Source organism: Streptomyces cinerochromogenes, assembly GCF_014648635.1.
GTDB classification, from domain to species: Bacteria; Actinomycetota; Actinomycetes; order Streptomycetales; family Streptomycetaceae; genus Streptomyces; species Streptomyces cinerochromogenes.
The window spans coordinates 21,241-38,569 of record NZ_BMRM01000014.1; the positions used below are offsets into that span (position 1 = coordinate 21,241).

Annotated in this window: 15 protein-coding genes; 9 read left to right on the plus strand and 6 right to left on the minus strand. The window is 74.3% G+C overall.

Going from position 1 to position 17,329, the window contains the following annotated elements; genetic code table 11:
- Positions 1-90: 90 nt before the first annotated feature.
- Together IEZ20_RS25490 and IEZ20_RS25495 are read left to right on the plus strand one after the other, a co-directional pair.
- A complete protein-coding gene (locus IEZ20_RS25490; RefSeq protein WP_189302764.1) occupies positions 91-1,056 on the plus strand; it encodes a lysylphosphatidylglycerol synthase transmembrane domain-containing protein in 966 nt (321 codons plus the stop codon).
- A 45-nt stretch (positions 1,057-1,101) separates the two neighbouring features.
- Entirely contained in the window at positions 1,102-1,866 is a 765-nt protein-coding gene (locus IEZ20_RS25495) for a crotonase/enoyl-CoA hydratase family protein (protein WP_189302767.1), read from the plus strand.
- Positions 1,867-1,896: 30 nt separating this feature from the next.
- Here IEZ20_RS25495 and IEZ20_RS25500 read toward each other — a convergent pair whose 3' ends face one another.
- Genes IEZ20_RS25500 through IEZ20_RS25510 form a run of 3 tightly spaced genes read right to left on the minus strand, consistent with a single transcriptional unit; the run spans position 1,897 to position 5,950 of the window.
- The gene (locus IEZ20_RS25500; protein ID WP_189302769.1) at positions 1,897-3,123 is read right to left on the minus strand and encodes an NAD(P)/FAD-dependent oxidoreductase; all 1,227 of its coding nucleotides are present in this window, start codon (positions 3,121-3,123) and stop codon (positions 1,897-1,899) included.
- Positions 3,120-4,523 (minus strand): FAD-dependent oxidoreductase, encoded by a 1,404-nt coding sequence (locus IEZ20_RS25505; RefSeq protein WP_189302771.1) that lies wholly within the window; start codon positions 4,521-4,523, stop codon positions 3,120-3,122. Before IEZ20_RS25505 ends, IEZ20_RS25500 begins: the two co-directional genes overlap by 4 nt.
- Positions 4,520-5,950, minus strand: coding sequence for an FGGY family carbohydrate kinase (locus tag IEZ20_RS25510; protein ID WP_189302773.1), 1,431 nt, complete (start codon positions 5,948-5,950; stop codon positions 4,520-4,522). The genes IEZ20_RS25505 and IEZ20_RS25510 overlap by 4 nt, the downstream gene beginning before the upstream one ends.
- 252 nt (positions 5,951-6,202) lie before the next feature.
- Here IEZ20_RS25510 and IEZ20_RS25515 point away from each other — a divergent pair, with 252 nt between their 5' ends.
- The 7 genes from IEZ20_RS25515 (at position 6,203) to IEZ20_RS25545 (ending at position 14,778) form a co-directional block, all read left to right on the plus strand.
- On the plus strand, positions 6,203-7,189 hold the full coding sequence (locus tag IEZ20_RS25515) for a hypothetical protein (RefSeq protein WP_189302775.1): 987 nt from the start codon (positions 6,203-6,205) through the stop codon (positions 7,187-7,189).
- Between the two features lie 103 nt (positions 7,190-7,292).
- The gene (locus IEZ20_RS25520; protein ID WP_189302777.1) at positions 7,293-8,825 is read left to right on the plus strand and encodes an amino acid permease; all 1,533 of its coding nucleotides are present in this window, start codon (positions 7,293-7,295) and stop codon (positions 8,823-8,825) included.
- Between the two features lie 192 nt (positions 8,826-9,017).
- Complete coding sequence (locus tag IEZ20_RS25525) at positions 9,018-10,109, plus strand: mechanosensitive ion channel family protein (protein WP_189302779.1); 1,092 nt, start codon at positions 9,018-9,020, stop codon at positions 10,107-10,109.
- Positions 10,110-10,211: 102 nt separating this feature from the next.
- The gene (locus tag IEZ20_RS25530; protein WP_189302781.1) at positions 10,212-11,012 is read left to right on the plus strand and encodes a restriction endonuclease; all 801 of its coding nucleotides are present in this window, start codon (positions 10,212-10,214) and stop codon (positions 11,010-11,012) included.
- A gap of 34 nt (positions 11,013-11,046) precedes the next feature.
- Positions 11,047-11,532 (plus strand): DUF4186 domain-containing protein, encoded by a 486-nt coding sequence (locus tag IEZ20_RS25535; protein ID WP_229896268.1) that lies wholly within the window; start codon positions 11,047-11,049, stop codon positions 11,530-11,532.
- A gap of 37 nt (positions 11,533-11,569) precedes the next feature.
- Positions 11,570-13,789: an NADP-dependent isocitrate dehydrogenase gene (locus tag IEZ20_RS25540; RefSeq protein WP_189302784.1), complete on the plus strand. Its 2,220-nt coding sequence runs from the start codon at positions 11,570-11,572 to the stop codon at positions 13,787-13,789.
- 191 nt (positions 13,790-13,980) lie between these two features.
- Entirely contained in the window at positions 13,981-14,778 is a 798-nt protein-coding gene (locus IEZ20_RS25545; RefSeq protein ID WP_189302786.1) for an N-formylglutamate amidohydrolase, read from the plus strand.
- Here the strand turns inward: IEZ20_RS25545 and IEZ20_RS25550 are convergent.
- Genes IEZ20_RS25550 through IEZ20_RS25560 form a run of 3 tightly spaced genes read right to left on the minus strand, consistent with a single transcriptional unit; the run spans position 14,768 to position 17,297 of the window.
- Entirely contained in the window at positions 14,768-15,220 is a 453-nt protein-coding gene (locus tag IEZ20_RS25550; RefSeq protein WP_189302788.1) for a hypothetical protein, read from the minus strand. The genes IEZ20_RS25545 and IEZ20_RS25550 overlap by 11 nt on opposite strands.
- A 14-nt stretch (positions 15,221-15,234) precedes the next feature.
- Entirely contained in the window at positions 15,235-15,873 is a 639-nt protein-coding gene (locus IEZ20_RS25555) for an RNA polymerase sigma factor (RefSeq protein ID WP_189302790.1), read from the minus strand.
- Complete coding sequence (locus tag IEZ20_RS25560; protein WP_189302792.1) at positions 15,870-17,297, minus strand: S8/S53 family peptidase; 1,428 nt, start codon at positions 17,295-17,297, stop codon at positions 15,870-15,872. The genes IEZ20_RS25555 and IEZ20_RS25560 overlap by 4 nt, the downstream gene beginning before the upstream one ends.
- Positions 17,298-17,329: the final 32 nt, after the last annotated feature.

A 17,329-nucleotide genomic window follows, 5' to 3' on the forward strand; every position in this document is an offset into this window, starting at 1 on the left:
GGAAGAGACCGTAGAACCTCAAGGTTCGTTGAGGTCAATGTCCGCGACGGTTCACCCGTCGTTGGGACGCCCCGGAGACCCTGTGCGGATGTGACTGCCGTCCCCCTCCCCCGCCGGCGCCCGCCCCGCCGCCTCCCCGTCCGCCAGGTGCTGTGCCTGCTGCCGCTCGTGCTCGTCGCCGTGGCCGCCGTACGGCACCGCTCGGTGCTCGCCGAGGGCTTCGGGCACCTGCGGACCGCCTCCTGGCCGTGGCTGCTGGCGGCGGCCGGGGCCACCTGTCTGACCTGGGTCGCCGCCGCCGTCACCCGGCAGGGCGCGGTGCTGGAGCCGCTGCCGAAGGGGCGGCTGCTGGCCACCCAGTTCGCGGCGGCCGCGGCCAACCACCTGCTGCCGACCGGGCTGGGCGCGGGCGCCGTGAACCTGCGCTTCATGACCGTGTGCGGGGTGCCACCGGCCCGTTCCTCGGCCGCGCTCGCCCTGTACCTGCTGGCCGAGTGCGTGGGCCGGCTCGGGCTGCTGACCGCGCTGCTGCTGGCGTTCCCGGACGCGCTGCGGCCCGGCACCCTGCTGCCGGAGCGCTCGGCGCTCCCGCTGCTGCTGGGCGCCGCCGTCCTGCTGGTCGTCGCGGGGGACGCGCTCGCGCTCGTACGCCGGTTCCGCACGCGCGTGCTCGGGTTCGTGCGGTCAGCCGTCGGCGAGGCACGGTCGGTGCACACCCGGCCGGCCCGCGCGCTGGCGCTGTGGGGCGGCTCGCTGGCCTTCCCCGCGCTGCAGGCGGCCGGGCTGGCCGCGGTCGGGCAGGCGCTGCGGCTTCCGGTGCCGCCCGCGCACATCGTGCTGGCGTATCTCGCCGCGACGGTCGCGGTGGCCCTGGTGCCGACGCCGGGCGGGCTGGGTTCGGTGGAGGCGGCGCTGGTCGTGGCGCTGGTCGCGGTGGGCGGCCCGGCGGCGGTGGCCACGGCGGTGGTGCTGGCCTACCGGATCATCACCGTGTGGCTGCCGCTGGTGCCGGGGGCGCTGACGCTGGGGGCGCTGGTGCGGCTGAAGGTCATCTGAGGCACAGTGGCCCTTCGAGCCGCCCCCGGAGAAGGAGCACCCACCGTGCCGGTCCGCACAGAACGCAAGGGGTACGTCACCACGGTCGTCCTGTCCCGGCCGGAGGCCCGGAACGCGGTGGACGGTCCGACCGCCGCCGAACTCGCCGCCGCTTTCCGGGCGTTCGAGGCGGACGACGGCGCCCGGGTGGCGGTGCTGTGGGGCGAGGGCGGCACGTTCTGCGCGGGCGCGGACCTGAAGGCGATCGGCACGGAGCGCGGCAACCGGGTGGCGGAGGACGGCGACGGGCCGATGGGGCCGACGCGGATGCGGCTGTCCAAGCCGGTGATCGCGGCGGTGTCCGGGCACGCGGTCGCGGGCGGTCTCGAACTCGCCCTGTGGTGCGATCTGCGGGTCGCCGAGGAGGACGCGGTGTTCGGGGTGTTCTGCCGCCGCTGGGGCGTGCCCCTGATCGACGGCGGCACGGTACGGCTGCCCCGGCTGATCGGTACCGGCCGGGCCCTGGACATGATCCTCACCGGGCGTCCGGTCCCGGCCCGCGAGGCGTACGCGACGGGTCTGGTGAACCGGCTGGTCCCGGCCGGGCAGGCCCGCGTCGAGGCCGAGGCGCTGGCGGCGCGGATCGCCGGCTTCCCGCAGGCCTGCCTGCGCAGTGACCGGGCGTCGGTCCTGGACCAGGAGGGGCAGGACGAGGAGACGGCGCTGCGCGGCGAACTCCGGTGGGGCATGGGCGTGCTGGCCGGGAGCGCGGAGGGCGCCGCCCGGTTCGCGTCGGGTGCCGGACGGCACGGGTCGTTCACGGACTCGTGAACCGCCGCTCCCACAGCGGTGGCACCCGGCTCAGCCGGCACTCACCCGCACCTCCCCGCCCCGGGGGTCGACGCGCTCGTGCCAGCGGGCGCCGAGGGTCAGGGTGCGGTCGGGCAGGGCGGTGGGGCGGCGCTCCCGGTGGAGGAGGCGGCCGTCCTGGTGGACGTACAGGACCGGGCGGGTCAGCGGGATCCGGGTGCGCAGGACGTGACGGGCCTGCGGGGCGGCCGGGGTGACGCGGTTCGGGGCGATCCAGCGCAGCGGCGCCTCGACGGCCACGGGGACGCCCGGGTCGGGCCAGGGCGTCCCGGCCAGGAAGTCCAGCACCGCGCCGGCCGCCCGGGCGCCCTCGCGGGCCGCGGTGCCGGCGGGCTCGACGGCGTGCAGGAGGTTGCCGGCGGCGAAGACACCGGGGCGGGAGGTGTGCAGGGCGGCGCCGACGGCGGGGCCTCGGGTGCCCGGATCGAGGGTGAGGCCGCCGCGCCGGGCCAGTTCGTGGTCGGGTACGAAGTCGCCGGTGAACACCACGGTGTCGCAGGGCAGTACGGTCGTACGGCCGTCCCGGTGGCGGACGCGGACGCCGGACAGCCGTCCGTGGCCGAGGAGTTCGGTGACGGTGGTGCCGGTCAGCAGGGGGAGGCGGTGGCCCAGCCGGGCCGTCCGGGCGCGGGCGCGGCCGGTCTGGGCGCGCGGGTGTTCGGTGACGAGGGCGACGACTTCCGCGCCGGCCGCGCGGACGGTGCCGGCCGCCGCGTAGGACACGTCCGAGGCGCCGACGACGACGGCGCGGGTGCCGATGTGCTGCCCGAACAGGTGGACGGCCTGCTGGAGTTCGCCGGTGGTGTAGACGCCGGCGGGGCGGGTGCCGGGCACCAGGCGGGCGGCGCGGGGGCGTTCGCGGGCGCCGGTGGCGAGGACGACCGCCCGCGCCTCGACCGTCTCCGGGCCGCCGGGTCCGACGGTGGTGAGCACGGGCCCCGCCGCCGCCCAGTCCAGCGCCGTCACCCCGGTCCGGAGGGTGGCGCCGGCGCGCTCGGCGGCCCGGGTGAGCAGGCGGGCGTATCCGGGGCCGGTCAGCGGGTGCGTCCAGGTGCCGAAGCCGCCGTGCGCGCAGTGCCGGGCGACTCCGCCGGGCCGTGTCTCCCGCTCCAGCACCTCCACGCGTCCGGCGCCCGCGGCGGCCAGCCGTGCCGCGGCGGCGAGCCCGGCGGGACCGGCGCCGACGACGAGGACGTCCACGGGGCGCGGGGCCGTCATGGCCTCGCCCCCCGCTCGAACAGCTCCCGTACCGCGGCCCCGCAGAAGAAGCCCTGGCAGCGGCCGGCCCGGGCGCGGGTGCGGCGGCGCAGACCGTCGAGGCTGCGCGGCGGGACGGTACTGGCGAGGGCGTCGCGGATCTCGCCGCGGGAGACGCGCTCGCAGTGGCAGACGAGGGTGCCGTACTCGGGGTCGGCGGCGATGAGGTCGGCCCGCTGGTAGGGACGCGGGAAGGCCTCGCCGAGGTTGGGCATGGTCACCGGCTCGGGCTCCCGTACCGGGCCGAGGTCGAGACCGCCGTCGGCCAGCAGGCCGGTGACGTGGGCGGCGATGGCCAGGGACGCGGTCAGGCCGGTGGAGCGGATGCCGCCGACGGTGACGTACGCCTGTCCGGGGTGGGCGGTGATGCGGTAGTCCTCCTGCCCGGTGGCCGCGCGCAGCCCGGCGTAGACCGCGGTGACCTCCTCCTCCAGCAGGGCGGGCAGGATGCGCCGGCCCTGCTCGCGGAGCGCGGCCGTCCCGTCGGCGGTGGAGCCGGTGGCCCGCTTGTCGTCGAGGTCCTCGGCGGTGGGGCCGAGCAGGACGTTGCCGTAGACGGTGGGGGCGACCAGGACGCCCTTGCCGAGGGCGGTCGGCACGGGGAGGAGGATGTGCCGGACGAGGGGGCGGGCGAGCTTGTCGTGGACCAGGAGCTGGCCGCGGCGCGGGGTGACGGTGAAGTCCTCGTGGCCGAGCGCGCGGTCGAGGGTGTCGGCGTGCAGCCCGGCCGCGTTGACCAGGTGGCGGGCGCGCAGGGTGCCCCGGCTGGTGGTCAGCAGGTGCCCGTCCGCCGCGCGGACGTGCTGTACGGCCGTGTTCAGGTGCAGGTCGGCTCCGGCGCGGACCGCCTGGGTGGCGTAGGCGAGGGTGGTGGTCCAGGGGCAGATGATGCTCTCGCCGGGGACGTGCAGGGCGCCGAGTGCGCCGGGGCCGAGGTGCGGTTCGCGGGCGTACAGCTCCCCGGGGCCCAGCAGGACGGTGTCGGGGTACGCGTTGCGCTGGGCCTTCTCGGCCAGCCGGGGCAGCGCGGCGAGCTGCTCCTCGTCCCAGGCGACCAGCAGTGCGCCGACCCGTTCGACGGGGATGCCGGTCTCGGCCGCGTAGGCGCCGAGCCGCGCGTACCCCTCGCGGACCAGACGGGCCTCCAGGGTGCCGGGGGTCGCGTCGAAACCGGTGTGCAGGATGGCGGTGTTGGCCTTGGAGGTGCCCTGGCCGACGTCGTCCTGGGCCTCGACCAGGGCGATGCGCAGGCGGGGGTGGCGGGCGAGTTCGCGGGCGATGGCGCAGCCGACGACGCCGGCGCCGACGATCGCCACGTCGTACGGCGTCTGGGGCAGCGGGCCGGCCGCGGTGACCGTCACGAGTCGAGGAGGGCCGCGACGGCGGCCCGGAACCGGGCGCGGCGCTCGGCGGCCTGGCCGGCCGGGATGCGGGGCTCGTACACGGCGGCGGGCTTTCCGTCGGGCAGGGCGTCCTCGACGCTCAGGCCGGGCTGTGCGCCGAGGCGGGCGAGGGTGGCGGCGCCGAGCGCGGTGGCGTCGGGCAGCGCGGACACCTCGACGGGGCGTTGCAGCAGGTCGGCCTGGGTCTGCATGAGGAGCGCGGAGCGGGTGAGGCCGCCGTCGACGCGGAGCGTGGCCGGGGGTGCGCCCAGGTCGCCGGCGGCGGCCTCGGCGAGTTCGGCGACCTGGGCGGCGATCCCCTCGCACAGGGCGCGCACCAGGTGCCCGGCGGTGGTGTCGAGGCCGAGTCCGGTGAGGGAGCCGCGTACGTCGCCGCGCCACCAGGGGGCGGCGAGTCCGGCGAGGGCCGGGACGAAGGTGACCCCGCCGCTGTCGGGGGCGGTGGCGCCGACCGGGTCGAGGTCGGCGGCGGAGGAGAGGACGCCGAGGTCGGTGAGCCAGCGGACGGCGGAGGCGGCCGTGTAGACCTGGCCGTCCAGGCAGTAGCTGGTGGTGCCGTCGAGCCGCCAGGCCACGCAGCTGACCAGGCCGGAGCCGCCGCGCCGGGGGCGGTCGCCGGTGTGCGCGAGGAGGAACGCGCCGGTGCCGTAGGTGCACTTGGCGGTGCCGGGGGCGGTGACGCGCTGGGCGAGCAGGGCGGCCTGCTGGTCGACGATCAGTCCGGTGAGGGGGATCTCGGGGCCGAACGCCCGGGTGGTGCCGACCGGTCCGGCCGTGTCGGTCACCTCGGGCAGGTCCTCGCCGGCCAGGCCGTAGAGGTCGAGGGCGCGTGGGGACCACTCGGCGCGGTCCAGGTCGAGCAGCTGGGTACGGCCGGCGGTGGCGGCGTCGGTGGCGAAGGCGCCGGTGAGACGGTGGACCAGCCAGGCGTCGGAGGTGGTGACGACGCCCTCGCGGGTGAGGTGGCGGCGGATCCAGGCCATCTTGGGCGCGGCGAAGTAGGGATCCAGGGGCAGCCCGGTCAGCTGCCGCAACTCGTCGGCGTGGTCGGTGAGTTCGGCGCAGACGCTCTCGGCCCGCCGGTCCTGCCAGACCAGGGCGTCGGTCAGCGGGCGGCCGGTGGCCGGGTCCCAGGCGAGGACGGTCTCGCCCTGGTTGGCGAGGCCGAGCGCGACGACGTCCTCACCGGCCTCGGCGAGCGCACGCCGGCCGGCCTCGACCACCGAGTGGTACAACTGGGCCGGGTCCACCTCGACCAGGCCGCCGGGCAGGTGACGGGGGTGCACCTCGGCGAATCCGCTGCCGAGGACGCCGCGTTCCGGGCAGACCACGAGCGCCTTCGTGCCGGACGTGCCCTGGTCCACGGCGAGCACCGGCCCGGTCATCACACGCCCTCCGCTCCCGTCCCGAAGATCACCGCGTCAGCCTGCCGCCGCCCCGGCCCGGAGTCAAGGTCTTCCCCGGATTGGCCAACTCGGCGTGTTGATAGTTGACTTGGCAACAATGGCTCGTCGCAACGCGCACCTCTATAGTGACCGCCGACCACACGAGGTATCTCCGTCACCGCCCAGGGGAGGGCTGTTGCAACGTCACCCCGCCACCACGCCCGTGCGCCCGTGGCCGGGGGTTCGCGGCTGATGGCCAGAGACGGAGTCCGCCCCTCCTACGACCCCGCCGGCCCCGACCACGCCCTGCGCGCCGCCCTCCAGGATCTGCGCACCGGCCGCTGGATGGCCATGCGCACCCTGCTCGCGGAGACCACGCAGTGGTGGCAGTGGACCCAGCGCACCCAGGTGCTCGCGGCGGCCGCGGCCGGCACCGACGTGGTGCGGGCCTGGCTCGCCGAGGAGCCGGGCAGCGCCCACGCGGTGGTGATGCACGCCCGGGTCGGCGTGGAGCGGGCCCTGCGCGCCCGGCGGGAACAGCACCGCCGTACCCACGAGTTGTGGATCGAGGCGTGGGACGCCGCCCAGTCGGCCACCGCGGCGGCCCCGCGCGACCCGGTGCCCTGGGTGTGTCTGCTGGCGCTGGCCCAGCTCGATCCGGAGCAGCGCTGGGACGAGCACCGGGTCGCCGCTCCGGAGCCGATGCTGCCGCCGGGCCCCTGGGGGCTGCTGGCCGAGGCCGGCCGGCGCGACCCGTTCAACCGCGAGGCCCACCACCGGATGCTGCAGTTCCTGTACGCGCGCGGTGGTTCGGGCCGGCTCGCGGAGGCCGCCGGGTACGCGCAGTGGGCGGCCGGCCAGGCCCCGCCCGGTTCCGCCCTGCACCTGCTGCCGCTGTACGTCCGGGTCGAGCGGTACCGCCGGGACAGCGGGCACGACGCGGCACTGGACCTGCACTGGGTGGTGGAGGAGGCGGCCCGCGAGGCACAGCGCGCGCTGCACTCCTGGTTCGAGCGGACGGAGCCCGCCGAGCGCGCGCTGCCGGACCTCAACCATCTGGCCCACGCGCTGTGGGGCTCGCTGCAGTTCCAGGAGGCGGCGCGGGTGTTCGAGGCGATCGGCCCCTGGTTCACGCCCCCGCCCTGGATGTACCGCACGCCGGACCGGGAGCGTGCCGTGGAGATCTTCGTACAGGCCCGGGACCGCTGCCGGGCCGCCGCGGGGGGATCCCGTCCCTGATCTCCCGGCCGGCTCCCCCGCTGCCTCCCCGCCGCTTCCCGCCAGCACACGCCCAGTTGAGCGCTCCCCGTTTCGCAAGCCTGTCGATTCCGGAGGTTTCCGCATGTCCCGCACCCCCGATCCAGCGCCCTCCCCCGGTCTGCCGCAGCAGGACGAGGAGCAGCGGCTGCGCGAGCTCGGCTACCGGCCGGTGCTGGCCCGCCGCATGGACGGGTTCGGCAACTTCGCGATCAGCTTCTCGGTGATCTCGATCCTGTCCGGCTGCATGACCCTGTACGGCTTCGGCCTGAACACCGGCGGCCCCGCCGTGATGCTGTGGGGCTGGGCCGGCGTCGGCCTGTTCGTGCTGTGCGTCGGCCTCGCGCTCGCCGAGGTCACCAGCGCCTACCCGACCTCCGGCGCCCTGTACTACATGGCGGACCGGCTCGGCGGCCGGCGCTGGGGCTGGTACACCGGCTGGCTGAACCTGCTCGGCCTGCTCGGCGCGATCGCCGGCATCGACTACGGCGCCGCCCTGTTCACCGGCGCGTTCGCCAACCTCCAGTGGGGCTTCACCCCCACGCCCGGCAGAACCATGCTGATCTTCTGCGCCATCCTGCTGCTGCACGCGGTGCTGAACCTGTTCGGCGTCCGCCTGGTCAGCCTGCTCAACTCGGTCAGCGTCTGGTGGCACCTGGCGGGCGTCGCACTGATCGTCGGCGCGCTGGCGGTCTTCCCCGACCACCACCGGTCGCCGTCCTTCGTGTTCACGAAGTTCGTCAACGAGACCGGCTGGGACAACCCGCTGTACGTCGCCGCGATCGGCCTGCTGCTCGCGCAGTACACCTTCTCCGGCTACGACGCCTCCGCCCACCTGTCGGAGGAGACCTCGCACGCCTCGGTGGCCGCGTCCCGCGGCATCGTCCGCGCCATCTGGGCGTCCTGGCTCGCCGGCTTCGTCCTGCTGGCCGGCCTCACCTTCGCCATCCAGGACTACGACGCCACGCGCACCACCGACACCGGTGTGCCGCCCGCCCAGATCCTCCTCGACGGCCTGGGCACGGACGGCGCGAGCGCGCTGCTCCTCGTCGTCATCGTCGCGCAGCTGTTCTGCGGCAACGCCGAGGTCGCCGCGGCCAGCCGGATGGTGTTCGCGTTCAGCCGGGACGGCGCGCTGCCCGGCTCGCACCTGTGGCGCAAGGTGAGCGGCCGCACCCAGACCCCGGTCGCCGCCGTCTGGCTGTCCGTCGTCGTGGCCTGCGTCCTCGCGCTGCCGTCGCTGTACTCGGCGACGGCGTACAACGCGGTGACCGCCATCAACGTCATCGGTATCACCCCGGCCTACGCCATCCCGGTGTTCCTGCGGCTGCGCGCCGGCGACCGTTTCCGGCCGGGACCGTGGCACCTGGGCCGCTGGAGCAGGCCGATCGGCTGGATCGCGGTCGTGTGGGTGGCCTGCGTGACCGTCCTGTTCTGCCTGCCCCAGGCGTCGCCGGTCACCGTCAGCTCGATGAACTACGCCTCCGTCGCCCTCGCCGTGGTCCTGGTCCTCGCCAGCGTCTGGTGGTACGTCGCCCGCCGCTCGTACGGCACCCCCACCACCGCGGCGTACGGCAGCGACCGCGACCAGGCGGACCTCGCGGAGGGCATCGTCTGACGGCTGCCCGAGGAGCGCCGGTCCCGGTACGAACTGCAGTGCCGGATACGGCAGGATGAACGAGCGCGCCGGTCAGCGGAGTTCCCCTCCCCCGGCCGGCGCGATCGCACATCCCGGACTTCGAGCAGGTGACAACGTGACGAGACTTCACAAACGGCTCTCCGCAGCGGCCGCGCGCCCCGGAGGTGACCGGTGAACCGCGCGCTGACCCTGGACGACCTCGTCCTCGCCGGTATCGCGCTGGCGGCCGGCCTGGTGCTCGCCTTCATGTCGCGCACCCTGCTGCGCTGGCTCGCGAAGCACGCCAAGCGGACCCGGTGGAGCGGCGACGACGTCATCGTGGACGCGCTGCGCTCGGTCGTCCCGTGGGCGGCGATCGCGGGCGGCGCGGCGGCGGCGACGGCCGTGCTGCCGTTCACCTGGACCATCCAGCACCACATCGACCAGGCGCTCCAGGTCTGGCTGATCGTCGTGGTGACCTTCTCCGCGGCCCGGGTGATCGCCGGCCTGGTCAGCTCGGTCACCCAGTCCCGCTCGGGGGTGGCGGGCTCGGCGACCATCTTCGTCAACATCACCCGGGTCCTGGTCCTGGCGATCGGCTTCCTGGTCGTCCTCCAGACCCTCGGCATCTCGATAGCGCCCCTGCTCACCGCCCTGGGCGTGGGCGGTCTGGCGGTCGCCCTGGCCCTTCAGGACACGCTCGCCAACCTCTTCGCGGGCATCCACATCCTCGCCTCGAAGACGGTCCAGCCGGGCGACTACATCCGGCTGAGCAGCGGCGAGGAGGGCTACGTCGTCGACATCAACTGGCGCCAGACGACGGTCCGCCAGCTCTCCAACAACCTGGTGGTCATCCCCAACGGCCAGCTCGCCAAGGCGAACATGACCAACTACACGCGCCCCGAGCAGGAGCTGACCGTCCTGGTGCAGGTCGGGGTGGGCTACGAATCCGACCTGGAGCACGTGGAGCGGGTGACCGCGGAGGTGGTCACGGAGGTCATGACGGACGTCACGGGCGCCGTACCCGACCACGAGCCGGCCATCCGCTTCCACACCTTCGGCGACTCCCGGATCGGCTTCACGGTGATCCTCGGCGTCGGTGAGTTCAGCGACCAGTACCGGATCAAGCACGAGTTCATCAAGCGCCTCCACCGCCGCTACCGCGAGGAGGGCATCCGCATCCCGGCCCCCACCCGCACGGTCTCGCTCCAGCCGGGCTCGGCGGTGATCCCGCAGCAGCGCAGCGGGGAGGACGTCGTCGGCGGGGCGGCCCGGTCCGACTAGGAGCGGCGTGCGGCGGCGCCTCGTCGCCGCCCCCTCGTGGGAGCAGTCGGCGATCTTGGGCATCCGTAGCAGAGATCGTCGTCGCTGTCAGGAGGAGCCAGCATGACCATACCCGTGCGCCGGATCGGTCGGGCGGAGCGCCGGCGGCGCTTCGACCTGCGCAGCACCACGATGTTCTTCGTCCTGCTCGCGATCATCCTGTGCGTCCTGGCGTTCGTGGCGCGTACGGCGGCGAGCATGGTCGAGCGCCGCCCGCTGTGGGCCGGTGTGCTGGCGGTCCTCGGCACGGCCGCGGCGCTGCAGTTCCGATCGGGGCGGCGCCGGTTCTCCGCCTGGCGGTACGCGCGCCGGGCCGCCCGGGCCCTGGAGGAGGCCGCGGACCGGGCCTCGGACAGTCTCCGCGCCGCGGAGGAAGCGGCTGCCCGGCCGCCGGCGGCCGGCCCGCCGCCCGAGCCCGCGGGGGGCACCGTACCGGTGGCGGGGTACGCGGCTCCGCTCCTCGCGGCAGACCCCGCCGGGCTGGACCCCGACGGTTTCGAGCACGCCGTGGCGGAGCTGTGCGTCCGCTCCGACTGCCGCGACGTGGAAGTGGTGGGCGGAGCCGGTGACCTCGGCGCGGACGTGGTCGCGGTCGCCCCGGACGGGCGGCGCGTGGTCATCCAGTGCAAGTACTACGGAGACGGCAACAAGGTCGGCTCGCAGGACGTGCAGCGCTTCGGGGGAACCTGCTTCACCATCCACGAGGCCGATGTCGCGGCGGTCGTCACCACCAGCGACTTCACCGAGCCCGCTCTGGAGTACGCCCGTCAGTGCGGGATCGTCTGCGTCAACGGCGACGACCTCCGGGCCTGGCACCTGGGCACGGGCCACAGCCCCTGGCACCGGGCGGACGTCGAACCCTGACCGGACGGCCCGGACGGGCTACCCTCGAGGCAGCATGACCTCCTCCCCCGCCCCCGGCTCTCCGGGGCAGCCGTCCGACCCGCGGCCCGCCGGCCGGGGCCCCGCCGGGCCCCGCGCCCTCGACCAGCGGCTCGACGCCCTCGCGCGACAGCCGTTCCGGGCGAAGTTCCACCTGCGCGGACGGGACCGGGCGACCGCCGCCCTGAAGGGCCCGGCGACCCTGCGGTGGCACGCGTACGACCTGATCGCCAAGCGGCTGGCACCGGCCGAGCCGTACAAGGACGGCCGGCAGACGCCGTACCGCGGCCATCCCGTGTTCGTGGCCCAGCACGCGACCGCGACCTGCTGCCGGGGCTGCCTGGAGCGCTGGCACGGCATCCCCAAGGGGCGGGAGCTGACCCGGCCCGAACACCTGTACGTGGTGGAGGTGATCTGCCGCTGGATCGCGCGCGAGATGGCGGACGGCGCTTTTTCCGGCCAGGACCCCTGTCGAGCCGACCCCGATCACGAGATATCTTGATGTCGAGCAATGTTACAGACGTGGAGCGGAGCACCCGGTGACTGACTCGACCATCATCTACACCTACACAGACGAGGCCCCGGCCCTGGCGACGCATTCGTTCCTGCCGGTGATCCAGGCGTACGCCTCGCAGGCCGGTGTGCCCGTGGAGACGCGCGACATCTCGCTGGCCGGGCGCATCATCGCCGTCTTCCCGGAGTACCTGAACGAGGACCAGCGCATCCCCGACGCGCTGACCGAGCTGGGTGAGCTGGCCAAGACCCCGGCCGCCAACATCATCAAGCTGCCGAACATCTCGGCGTCCATCCCGCAGCTGAAGGCCGCCGTCGCCGAGCTGCAGGGCAAGGGCTACGCGCTGCCGGACTACCCGGACGACCCGAAGACCGACGAGGAGCGCGAGATCCGCGCCCGCTACGACAAGGTCAAGGGCTCGGCCGTCAACCCGGTCCTGCGTGAGGGCAACTCCGACCGCCGCGCCCCCGCCTCGGTCAAGAACTACGCCAAGACCCACCCGCACCGCATGGGCGCCTGGACCCCCGAGTCCAAGACCAACGTGGCGACCATGGGCGAGAACGACTTCCGCTCCACCGAGAAGTCCGTCGTCGTCTCCGAGAACGGCGCGCTGAAGATCGAGCTGGTCGGCGAGGACGGCACCACCACCGTCCTGAAGGAGTCCGTACCGGTCCTGGCGGGCGAGGTCGTCGACGCCTCCGTCCTGCGCGTCGCCGAGCTGAACACGTTCCTGGCCGCGCAGGTCGCCCGCGCCAAGGCGGAGGGCGTGCTGTTCTCCGTGCACCTGAAGGCCACGATGATGAAGGTCTCCGACCCGATCATCTTCGGTCACGTGGTGCGCGCCTTCTTCCCGAAGACGTTCGCGAAGTACGGCGAGACCCTCAAGGCGGCCGGCCTCACCCCGAACGACGGCCTCGGCGGCATCCTGAAGGGCCTGGAGAGCCTGCCCGAGGGCGCCGAGATCAAGGCCTCCTTCGACGCCGAGATCGCCGAGGGCCCGGACCTGGCCATGGTCGACTCGGACAAGGGCATCACCAACCTGCACGTGCCGTCGGACGTCATCATCGACGCCTCGATGCCGGCCATGATCCGCACCTCCGGCCACATGTGGGGCGCGGACGGCCAGGAGCACGACGCCCTCGCCGTGATCCCGGACTCCTCCTACGCCGGTGTGTACCAGGCCGTCATCGAGGACTGCCGGGCCAACGGCGCCTACGACCCGTCGACCATGGGCTCGGTCCCGAACGTCGGCCTGATGGCGCAGAAGGCCGAGGAGTACGGCTCCCACGACAAGACCTTCGAGATCCCGGCCGCCGGCACGGTCCGCCTGACCGACCAGGCCGGCAACGTGCTGATCGAGCAGCCGGTCGCGCAGGGCGACATCTTCCGCGCCTGCCAGACCAAGGACGCCCCGATCCGCGACTGGGTCAAGCTGGCCGTCACCCGCGCCCGCGCCACCGGCGACCCGGCGGTGTTCTGGCTGGACGAGGACCGCGCCCACGACGCGCAGCTGATCGCCAAGGTCAAGCAGTACCTGCAGGAGCACGACACCGAGGGCCTGGACATCCGCATCCTGTCCCCGGTCGAGGCCACCAAGCTGTCGGTGGAGCGCATCCGCCGCGGCGAGAACACCATCTCGGTGACCGGCAACGTCCTGCGCGACTACCTGACCGACCTCTTCCCCATCCTGGAGCTGGGCACCAGCGCCAAGATGCTGTCGGTCGTCCCGCTGATGGCGGGCGGCGGCCTGTTCGAGACGGGCGCCGGCGGCTCCGCGCCGAAGCACGTCCAGCAGCTGGTCAAGGAGAACTACCTGCGCTGGGACTCCCTCGGTGAGTTCTTCGCGCTCGTCCCGTCCTTCGAGCAGTACGCGGAGGCCACCGGCAACACCCGCGCCAAGGTCCTCGCCGACGCCCTCGACCGCGCCACGGCGACCTTCCTCAACGAGGACAAGTCCCCGACCCGGCGCGTCGGCGGCATCGACAACCGCGGCAGCCACTTCTACCTGTCCCTGTACTGGGCGCAGGAGCTGGCCGGGCAGACCGAGGACGCGGACCTCGCGAAGGCGTTCGCGCCGCTCGCCGAGACCCTCGCGGCCAACGAGCAGAAGATCGTGGAGGAGCTGAACGCGGTCCAGGGCTCCCCGGCCGACATCGGCGGCTACTACCAGGTCGACAAGGCCAAGGCGGACTCGGTCATGCGCCCGTCGGCCACCTGGAACGAGGCGCTGGCGTCCCTGAGCTAGTGCCTGCGGCGCCTGAGCCGCCCAGGTGACGTGCCCTCCGCCCCGGTCGGGAACCCCCCGGCCGGGGCGGAGGCATGCGGGGCGGGGGCCGTTGTCAGTGCCGTGTGGCACCTTGATCATGCACGCGTCTCGATCACGCACGCGCCTCGATCACGCACGCCGCCCACACCTCAGGACCTCAGGAGCAGCCGGTGTCCCATGCCGCCCCCTCGTTCGAACTCCTCCCCGGTGCCGCCGACTCGCCGGTGCTGCTGCACGTGCCGCATTCCGCGCGGGCGATACCGGACGACGTGCGGGCCGGCATCGTGCTGGACGACACCGCGCTGGAGCGGGAGCTGGACCACATCACGGACGCGCACACCGCGGAGATCGCCGAGCGGGCCGCCGCACTCGCCGGGGTCCGCCCCTGGCGGTTCGTGAACCGGCTCTCGCGGCTGGTGGTGGACCCGGAGCGGTTCCCCGACGAGCGGGAGGAGATGACGGCCGCCGGCATGGGCGCGGTGTACACGCGGACCACGCACCGGGCCGAGCTGCGCCCCGCGGACACCGACCCCGAGCCCCTGCTCGCCCGGTACTTCCGGCCGTACGCGGCGGCCATGACGCGGGCGGTGGCCGACCGGCTCGCCGCGACCGGCCGGGCCGTGATCATCGACGTCCACTCCTACCCGGCCGAACCGCTCCCGTACGAGCTGCACGGGAGCGGGCCGCGTCCGCCGGTGTGCCTGGGCACGGACACCTTCCACACCCCGCCGGACCTGACCGAGTCGGCTCGCAGGGCGTTCGCCGCCTGCGGCGGGACCGGCCTGGACAGCCCGTTCGCCGGCACGTACGTCCCGCTGGACTTCTACGGCACGGACGCCCGGGTAGGCGCCCTGATGGTGGAGATCCGCCGGGACACCTACATGACGGAGCCGGGCGGCCCCGCCGGTCCCGGCCTGGACCGGCTCGCCACCGCGCTGGCGGCGCTCGTGGACGCGGTCAGGCCCTGAGCCACTCCGTGACGATCACCTCCGCGCCGGTCCGCAGCCGCAGGGCGAACGGGCCGGACGGCGGGGTGTCGCTGGTGAAGCGGCCGAGGGGATCGACGGTGAGCGGGCGGGTGGCCTGGGGGCCGCCGAGGACCTCGATGCGGGCCGGCCGCGGTGGCAGCAGCTGGCCGATCAGGCCGTCCTCGGTGACCTCCACGTCGACGGTCGTCCCGCCCGCGCGGAACGTCAGCATGCGCGGCGCGTCCACGGCCCCCCTGACCGGCAGCGCGTCCACGAGCGAGTCGAAGGTCAGCTCGGCGAGCCGGGCGTCCAGGTCGTGCAACGCGAAGGCCTCCAGGGCCACCTGGAGCAGCTCGGCCGGGACCGGGTCCAGCACGACCGCGGCCTGGCGCAGCTCCTCCTCCAGCACGGCGTCCGCGAACTCCTCCGGTCCCTCGGGCATCCCGTCGCCGCCGTTCACACCGCACCCCGCGCGTTCATCCGGGCCCGCAGCCGGCGCAGACAGCGCTGGCGCAGCGGGCCGATACTGCCGACCGCGATACCGAGCGCGGCCGAGATCTCCCCGTAGCTGGGCGGCGGCGAGGCCATCAGCACGCGCAGCAACTGCCGGCAGCGCTCGCCCAGTCCGTCCAGCTCCTGCCAGAGGCGGCGGACCCGCTCCGCCCGGTCCGCCTCCTCCTCCGAATCGATCAGCGTCTCCTCGGGCGTCCGGTCCTCGCTGGCCCGGTCCAGCACCCGCGGATCGTCGGTCAGGGTCAGCCGCGCCAGGCCCTTGAGGACCTTCAGGCACTCGTGCCGGGCCGTACTGGCCAGCCAGGCACCGGCCTTGTCGGGTTCCCGGATCCGGCCCAGGTGCTGGGCGAAGCGGAACCAGGTGGTCTGGAAGACCTCGTGCCCGTCGGCGTCCGACAGCCGGTGTGCGCGCACCACCGACCACACCAGCGGACTCATCCCTTCCACCAGCGCCTTCCAGGCCGCGGCGTCCCCGTCGACGGCGGACTGGACCAACGCGCCGACCTCTGCTCGGTCCACGGCTCCACCCCTTGTGTACGGCCTGTCATCGTACGCCGCGGAGCGGAGCGTTCCGGCCCTCATGCGGGCACCGCCGGGATCCCGGCCGGGACGGGGCGCCAGGTGGGCGGGCGGAGCGCCGGTACGTGCGCCCCGCGCACCTCGGCCCGGTCCGCGGCGGCCGCCAGCAGTGCGGCGCCGGCCGCCCTGGGGTCGCTCTCCCGGTACGCCGTCATCCGCGCGGCGACGAGTCCCGCGGCCACCGGGGTGGCGAAGGAGGTGCCGCTCCACTGCGCGAGGCCGTCGAACATCACCTGGTCCGGCTTGGCGCCCGTGCTCTCCCGGCCCTCGCTCAGCACGCCGGTGTGGCGCGGGTACCGGCAGGTGCAGGGGTAGTCGTCGACGCCGAAGCGGCAGGAGTCGTAGGTGGAGTGCTGGTAGACGTACGGCACGGGGGTGGTGAAGCCGGTGAGGGCGCTGGTGAGGCGCTCGCCGGGGGCGTGGACACGCACCCAGGGCCCGTGGTTGGTGAAGCAGGCACCGGACTGCCCGTCCGCGCGCAGGGCGCCGACCGAGAGCACGCAGTCGGCGTACTCGGGCAGGGCGGCGTAGGCGGCGGGCCAGAACGGGGTGTCGCTGCCGTTGTTGCCGGCGGCGGCCACCAGCAGGGTGCGCTGCGCGCGCAGTTCCCGCATGAACGCGTCCAGGCCGATCAGACCGTCGGGGTCCGTGCCGGGCGTGCCCGCGGAGAGGCTGAGGATGTCCGGCCAGCCGTCCCGGTCGACGGCCTCGAAGAGCAGCCCGCCGAACTCGGACTCCAGCACGGCCCCGGCGTCGCTGAGCGTGCCCCGTACGGTGATGTCGGTGTTGGGTGCGACGGCCGCGAGGATCCCGGCGATGAACGTGCCGTGGCCGACGTACTGGCGGAGCACGCCGTCGCCGTCGGTCTCGGTCAGCTGGGCGTCGCCGGTGGTGTGGGACAGCAGCGGGTAGGAGCGGTGGTCGTGCACCAGACCGGTGTCGACCACGAGGACGCCGACCGCGGTGGCCGGGTCGTAACTGCCCTCCGCTGCCGCCGGGTTGGCGGGCTCGGTGCGCGACACGGGCACCGGCTCGTCGCCCGGGCAGGCGTTGACCGCGATGTGCACCACGTGGTTGCGGCCGGCGAGCCGGCGGCCCTGGCGCTCCTCGGCCTCCCGCACCGCGCGCAGGGCGTGCGGCACGGTGTCCTCGCCCTCGGCCGGGTCGCCGACCCGGATCCGGGTGACGCCGGTGCGGCCGGCCCGCGGGCCGACGCGGCGCACATGGTCGGGGACGAGTCCCTGGGTCTCGGTGAAGTGGGTACGCACGGTGTCCTCGACGAACCGGGCCTCCTCGCCGTCCCGGACCAGGACGACACCCTTCTCGTAGAGGAACCCGGCCGAGTCGTCCGGCCCCATGGTCAGGGGTACGTCCGGCAGGGACCGCTGGATGTGGTGGAACTGCTCGTGGAATCGCTGTGGTGCCATGTGGTGTCCTCCCCCTCAAGACGGTGTCCGAC